This is a genomic window from Hymenobacter coccineus (genome assembly GCF_001816125.1).
Lineage (GTDB): Bacteria > Bacteroidota > Bacteroidia > Cytophagales > Hymenobacteraceae > Hymenobacter > Hymenobacter coccineus.
Genome location: NZ_MDZA01000120.1, coordinates 1 through 6961 on the forward strand (window position 1 = coordinate 1; position 6961 = coordinate 6961).

Annotated in this window: 3 protein-coding genes and 1 pseudogene; 1 reads left to right on the forward strand and 3 read right to left on the reverse strand. The window is 66.6% G+C overall.

Annotated features, from left to right (window positions below; genetic code table 11):
- The first annotated feature begins 646 nt into the window (after positions 1-646).
- Positions 647-3185: pseudogene (gene uvrA / locus BEN49_RS30910) on the forward strand (excinuclease ABC subunit UvrA).
- 146 nt (positions 3186-3331) lie between these two features.
- Here uvrA and BEN49_RS09035 read toward each other — a convergent pair.
- The 3 genes from BEN49_RS09035 to BEN49_RS09045 form a co-directional block, all read right to left on the reverse strand.
- The gene (locus BEN49_RS09035; protein ID WP_070742701.1) at positions 3332-3814 is read right to left on the reverse strand and encodes a hypothetical protein; all 483 of its coding nucleotides are present in this window, start codon (positions 3812-3814) and stop codon (positions 3332-3334) included.
- 78 nt (positions 3815-3892) lie between these two features.
- Positions 3893-5875, reverse strand: coding sequence for a TonB-dependent receptor plug domain-containing protein (locus BEN49_RS09040; RefSeq protein ID WP_070742702.1), 1983 nt, complete (start codon positions 5873-5875; stop codon positions 3893-3895).
- A 435-nt stretch (positions 5876-6310) separates the two neighbouring features.
- Positions 6311-6799, reverse strand: coding sequence for a hypothetical protein (locus BEN49_RS09045; protein ID WP_070742703.1), 489 nt, complete (start codon positions 6797-6799; stop codon positions 6311-6313).
- Between the last annotated feature and the right edge of the window lie 162 nt (positions 6800-6961).

The window sequence follows — 6961 nt, forward strand, 5'->3', positions numbered from 1 at the left end:
CAACGGTGGGGGCCCCCGCGGCGGGCTTCGGCGGTCGGGGTGGCCGCGGACGCTAGCCCCCGGGCCCCTGGCTCAGCCAATGATTTGAACGGCCGCGGTGGGAGCAATTCCCGCCGCGGCCGTTTGCGTGGGGCCCCGGTGCGGCCACCGCAAAGCCAAAGCCTTGTCAGCGATTATTGACAAGATTTACTCAACTACCATTACCTTTCATTTCTGGATTAAGTTAAGGATTGCTGATTAGCCCACACTTTCGAAGCCTCGACTGTTCTACCAGTCGGGGCTTCGTTTTTGGCGGTGGCCAGCAGCGGGGTGGTCCGGCGAATTGCCCGCAGGGCTTCGTCGGGCCACTCTTACTCAAGAACAGCGGCTCCGGTTCATAGTAATTGAGTTACGCAGCGATTTAGCCAAAGGGCCTGCCGGAGTGTAGCGCGAACTGCCAAGTTTGCGCTGCCAAACGCTGCGTAACATCGGGTAGTAAGAGTGTCTCGATGAAGTTCTTCGGGCAATTCGCCGGACCACCCCGCTGCCGACCACCGCCCGCACTGCTCAACTGCAAAAGGGCCCCGGGCCCAGATGCCGGGGCCCCACTTGCGTATAAGGAAGCCGCGCCGCCGCTACCCGGTGGCGCCTGCTTGCCCTTAATTTCATGGCTGACGCTTCTCAAAAAACTACTAATGAGCCGCTTGCCGGCTACGTGACCGTGCGCGGCGCCCGCGAGCACAACCTGCAAAACGTGGACGTGGACATCCCGCGCGACGCGCTGGTGGTGTTCACCGGCGTGTCGGGCTCGGGCAAATCCAGCCTGGCGTTCGGCACGCTCTACGCCGAGGCCCAGCGGCGCTACCTGGAGTCGGTGTCGCCCTACGCACGGCGCTTGTTTCACCAAATGGCGGTGCCCGAGGTGGACCGCATCGACGGGCTGCCGCCGGCCGTGGCGTTGCAGCAGCAGCGCGGGGCCCCCAGCACCCGCTCGTCGGTGGGCTCGGTCACGACGCTCGCCAACCTGCTGCGGATGCTGTACTCGCGGGCCGGCGATTACCCGAAGGGCCAAGGCATTGTGTACGCCGAAGGCTTCTCGCCCAACACGCCCGAGGGCGCCTGCCCCACCTGCCACGGCCTGGGCCGCGTATACGAAGTGACGGAGCAAACGATGGTGCCCGACCCGTCGCTCACCATCCGCGAGCGGGCCATTGCGGCCTGGCCCCAGGCCTGGGGCGGCCAAAACCAGCGCGACATCCTGGTAACCTTGGGCTACGACGTGGACACGCCCTGGCAGGAGTTGCCCCAAAAGCAGCGCGACTGGATCCTGTTCACCGACGAGCAGCCGGTGGTGCCCGTGTACCCCGGCTACTCGCCCGAGCAGACGCAGCGGGCCCTCAAGCGCAAGGAGCAACCCAACTACATGGGTACCTTCACGGGCGTGAAGCGGCACGTGCTACACACCTTCGCCACCACCCAAAGCGCCCTGATGAAGAAGCGCGTGGCCCAGTATATGCGCGGCCAGGAGTGCCCCACCTGCCACGGCAAGCGCCTGCGCCAAGAGGCCCTGGCCGTCACCTTCGCTGGGCTCGACATCGCCGATTTCTCGCGCCTGCCCCTCAAGCGCCTGGCCGACGTGCTGGGGCCCTACGCCGGCGGCAAGGTGCTGGATAAGAAGGCCGAAGCCGCTGCCCCGGAGAAGGCCATCGTCACCCAGCGCATCGCCGCTGACCTGGTGGCCCGCCTGGCCGTGCTGCTCGATTTGGGCCTGGGCTACTTGTCGCTGGAGCGCGGCACGCCCACGCTCTCGCCCGGCGAGCTGCAACGGTTGCGGCTGGCCACCCAGCTGTATTCCAACCTGTTCGGGGTGGTATACGTGCTTGATGAGCCCTCCGCCGGCCTGCACCCGGCCGATACAGAGGCCCTACTGACGGCCCTGGCCGGCCTGAAACGAGCGGGCAACTCGCTGTTCGTGGTCGAGCACAACCTCGACGTGGTGCGCCAGGCCGACTGGCTCGTGGACGTGGGGCCCCACGCCGGGGCCCACGGCGGGCGCATCCTCTACAGCGGCCCGCCCGCCGGCCTGGCCGCCGTGGCTGAGGTCGCAAACCCGCCGCTACTTGTTCGACGCCGCAAAGCCCATGCTGCCCACGCCGCGCCCGGCCGCCGGCTGGCTCCAGCTGCGCGACGTAACGCGCCACAACCTTAGCAACCTGGATGTTGACTTCCCGCTGGGCGTGTTCACGGCCGTCACGGGCGTATCGGGCTCGGGCAAAAGCAGCCTCGTGAGCCAGGTGCTGGTGGAACTGGTGGCCGCCCAGCTCGGCCAGGCCCTGCCCGCGGAGGACGAGGAAGGCGACCCCCTGGAGCGCGCCGCGCCCGAGGCCACCGGCGGCCGTCTGGCCAGCGGCCTGGCCGGTATTCGCCGCCTGGTGCAGGTGGACCAGCGGCCCATCGGCCGCACGCCGCGCTCGAACCTGGCCACCTACACGGGCCTGTTCGACCCCGTGCGGCAGCTGTTTGCCAGTACTCCCGAGGCCAAAAAGCGGCGCTACGACGCCGGTCGTTTTTCCTTCAACGTGGCCAAGGGGCGCTGCGAAAACTGCCAGGGCGAGGGCTTCGTGATGGTGGAGCTGCTGTTTCTGCCCAGCGTGTACGCGCCCTGCCCGGTGTGCCACGGGGCCCGCTACAACGAAAAAACCCTGGAAATCAAGTACCAGGACAAAAGCATTGCCGACGTGCTGGGCCTGACCGTGGACGATGCCTGGGCCTTCTTCGCCGACGATGCCACCGTGCGCCGCCCCCTCACCGTGCTGCGCGACGTGGGCCTGGGCTACCTGCGCCTGGGCCAGCCCGCCACCGAGCTATCGGGCGGCGAGGCCCAGCGCGTGAAGCTCGCCACCGAGCTGCAACGCCCCGCCCGCGGCCACACCCTCTACGTGCTCGACGAGCCCACCACCGGCCTGCACCCCTCCGACGTGGAGCGCCTGCTCCTTCAACTAAACGCCCTGGTCGAAGCCGGCAACACGGTGGTGGTCGTGGAGCATGAAATGCGCGTCATCGCCGCCGCCGACTGGCTCATCGACATCGGCCCCGGTGCCGGCGACGAGGGTGGGAAAGTGGTCATTGCCGCACCCCCGTCCGAGGTAGCCGGGGCCCCTAATAGCCGCATTGCGCCGTACCTGGTGCGTTTCCTGGCGGGGTAGGAAGTAATGAGTTAAAAGTTGAGGGTTAAAAGTTAAAAGGCAAGTGCCTGGCGCTTTAACTTTTAACCCTCAACTTTTAACTTGTTACGCAGGCCGCAAAATTGCGCTGGTCGCCGGGGCCCCAGGCAACGAGCCAGGGCCCCCGGCTAACGCTGAATGGCGCTGGCGGGCAGTTGGAAATACTTTTCCTTCAACCGGGCCTTGGTGGCGGCGGGCAGGTAGTGGGCCTCGAAAGCGGCAATGGCCCGCCGCTCCCTTTTGTGGCTGTACTGGGCGTGGTAGAAAAAATTAGCCGCCAGCACCGGAATGACCACGAAGACCACGGTGGCGATGTTGTAAAAGCCCTGGTATGCTTGGGGGTGGGCTTGGTCGATGGCGAGGCCGAGCCCGGTGACCGCCACAAACCCGCCCGCAATCAGCAGGCCCCGATGCCGCCGCGCCGCGTAGAACCGGTGCAGGGCCGCCGCGGTGTCGGTGGCCGCGCTGGCCTCGGCCGCTAACCGCTGGGCCCGCATCGCCGCCTGCGACGCGGCCACCAGCGAATCGGTGCGGGTCAGCGACGGGGCGGTTTGCGCAAAAGCCTGGCTGCTGGCCAGGAAAAGTAACAGGTAAAGTAGGAAACAGCGCATAAAAAAGATGAGGCGGTTTGCGTCGCCAAGTACGCCACAAACCGCCTCATCTTCCTCATTCATACTTCATAAGCCGCCTTACTTTCCCAGTGCCAGCCGGGCGCCCAGTATGCTCCAGCGGCGGGGCATTTGGGCCCCCAGCAGGTCGGCGTAGCGGGCGTCGAACAGGTTCTGGACCTGGCCCAGCACCCAGAGCCGGCCGGGCAGCAGCGCCACTTCGAGGCGCACGTTGAACACGGCGTAAGTAGGGGTGAGCACGCTGGGTAGGGCCGTGGCACTGGCCGGGTCCGTCTGCTGAGCGGCGCGCTGCTTGAACACGCCGCTGAAGGCGAAGTTGGCCCGGCGGTGGGTCAGGCTCAGGGCCCCCGTGACGAGGTGGCGCGCCACGTTGGAAAGGTACTGCGAGGCCACGCCGGTGCGGTTGTCGAGGTTCACGTAGGTGTAGCCCAGGCTGCCGTTTAGGCGCAGGCCGGCCGCCAGCTGCGCCTGCGCCTGCACCTCAGTTTCCACGCCCTGGGTGGTCACGCTGAACAGGTTCTGGGCGAAGCGGTAGCTGCTATTGGGGTTGATGTTGGCGAGGCCGGTGGCAGCAATGACCTGGGCCCCGGACTGGGCCACGTAGTCGATCAGGTTGCGGCCGTCGCGGTGGAAGTAGGTGGCGCGCACCAGTAGCGCCGGCGTGGCCTGGTAGTCCACGCCACCTTCGTAGTTGAAGGTGCGCTCGGCGGCCAGGTTGGGGTCGCCCACGTTGAAGCCGGCGGGCGTAATGCCCGGCCGCACGTTGGAATTGTACTGCTCCGTGAAATTGGCTGCCCGGATGGCCTTGCCCAGGGCCCCCCGCACGGTCAGCTTCGTGCCCAGCTGCTGGCTGGCGTTGAGTTGCGGCACCAGCTCGGTGCCGTAGGCCTGGTCGTGGTCGAGGCGCAGGGCCCCGGTCACGTTCAGGCCGGGGGTGGGGGCGAGGGCGGCCACGGCGAAGGCCCCCGTGTGCCACACGGCGTGGTCGCCGCGGTCGTTGCTCTGCACAGCGCGGCGGTCGGCTTGGCCGCCCAGCGTGGCCCGCAGCTTGGGGCTGATTTGCAGCTGGTGCTGGCCCTGCACGTTGAGGTAGTGCATGAGGTGGTCGCTGGCCACCGACGTGGGCGTATACACGTAGTAATCAGTGCTCGCCGTGCCCACGATTTGCAGCTCGGTGCGGGCCTTGGCGCTCCACTCGTAGCGCAGCTGGCCCTGGTACCAGTCGCGGGTGAAGGTTTCGCGGGCCCGGTCGCCGAGGTTGGTGGTGTAGTAGTTCTGGGCGTTGAAGTCGCGCCGGTCAAAGCTGGCCCGGGCGGCGGCGCTGAGCTTCGAGGTAATATCGTAGGCCCCCGACAGCGAGTAGGTGTTGAGCTTTACATCATTACGGCCCCCGCCGGGCGCGTCGAGCAGTTGGCCGCTGGCCGTGTTGTTTAGCAGGCCCCCGGCTAGGCGCAGGCCCTTTTCCTGGCCGTAAAAGCCCAGGTTGGTACTCTTCAGCCCGTACTCGCCCGATTGGAACGTGGCGGCCAACTGGGTGCCGTCGGGCCGGTGGGTGGCGGCGAAGGTTTTGGTGACGATGTTGATGAAGCCGCCCACCGCGTCGGGCCCGTACAGGGCCGCGCCGGGGCCCCGCACAATCTCAATCTGCTCAATTTCGGCCGGGCTGATGGGTAAATAGCCCGCAAAGTGGCCCGTGAGCGGGTCGTTCAGCCGCATGCCGTCCAGCAGCAGCAGCACCTGCGTGAAGGTCGAGCCGCGCATCGTCACGTCGGCCTGGGCCCCGAAGCTGCCGCGGCTCTGCACCTCCAGCGCCGGCAGCACGCGCAGCAAATCGTCGAGCGAAAGCACCGGGTACTCGTTCAGCCGGCTGCCGGGAATCACCGTCACGGCCCGGCCCGTTTGGCCCGCCGACTGGCCCAGGCGCGAGCCGTACACCGTCACCTCGCGCAGGGCGCGGGCGCTGTCGGTCGGGGCCGTTTGGGCCAGGGCCCCCAGGGTGAAAAAAGTGCCGAGAAGGGTAGTAGTAGCGCGTATAGCCAGCATGGTGGGTGGTGAAATGATGCCGCAAAGCTAGTGCCCCGAGGCAGCGTTGGCGTGCCCCCGCCGGGTTTGCGTAAGCGGAACGGCCCAAAAATTCCGGCAATTGTGCTAATGAGGGGATGCCCAACGGCTTCGCGGCCGGGGCCCCGGGGCGCAACGCACGGCCCAAACCCTGCACAGCTAGCTCGTCGCTTTTTGCCCGGTTCTAGTACCCAGCGGCTGCCAACAACTAACCAAAAAGGGGCCACGTTTACATTTCATCGCGGGTGTGGCCCTGTACCGAGCGCCTGTCCGATCCGTTTGCGTTGGGCGCGTAGTTTGCGCACTTCGGGGTCGCGCACTTCTGGGTCGCACTCTACTGCTACGCAGCTCGCTTTGGCCTCTATTTGGGCCTGCTGCCAGCGGTAAATTAGCTGGCACCGACGACGCTCCGTGCTTCTATAAACCCACCAGCAGCCCAGCCACGCCCTTCACATTCAGCCGGGCAAAGTTCTTCACCCGGTCAAACCGCGCCTTGGTTTCGGCCAACTCATCGTCTGCGGCCAGCGTGGTGGGGGCGTGCGAATCAAGCAGGGCGAACACCGAAGCGGCAATGTCTATGTAGCCCAGCAGCAACACGTAGAGTTGCTTCTTCTCGTCCGCTGCGTAGCCCTTGGTGCGGATGGCTTTGGTCAACTGGTCCAACTGCGTGGTTTCGTCCGCAAAGAGGTCTCGCAGGGCGCTGCGCTGCTTACCGTAGGCGTCAAGCTGGTCGGCCGTGGCGGCGGCCGCCGCAAAGGGAACGTCCGGGGCGAAAGCAACCGCCTGCCGGTAGGCCGCTTCGGCCGCGTACACCGTGGCCAAGTGCTTCTGTAGGCTCGTCCATAGGCCCGTGCGGGCCTTGTCGAAAGCGGCGGTAGGGGTGGGGCTGTCCAATGCGATTTGCATAATGAGCAGCAAAGGTAGGCGCCCCGGGGCGGCGCCGGCGGGGCCCCAGCGGGTTTGCGCAAACGGAACGGCTCCGTTAATGCTGGCAACCGGGGCAACGTGCGGACGCCCAGCGGCCTGGCAGCCGCGGCCCCGGCGCGCAACGCCCGGCCCAATCCTGCA

Excerpts from the sequence above, each read along its gene's own strand:
- BEN49_RS09035 (WP_070742701.1), bottom strand. The coding sequence starts at position 3,814 with ATGCGCTGTTTCCTACTTTACCTGTTACTTTTCCTGGCCAGCAGCCAG.
- BEN49_RS09040 (WP_070742702.1), bottom strand. The coding sequence starts at position 5,875 with ATGCTGGCTATACGCGCTACTACTACCCTTCTCGGCACTTTTTTCACC.
- BEN49_RS09045 (WP_070742703.1), bottom strand. The coding sequence starts at position 6,799 with ATGCAAATCGCATTGGACAGCCCCACCCCTACCGCCGCTTTCGACAAG.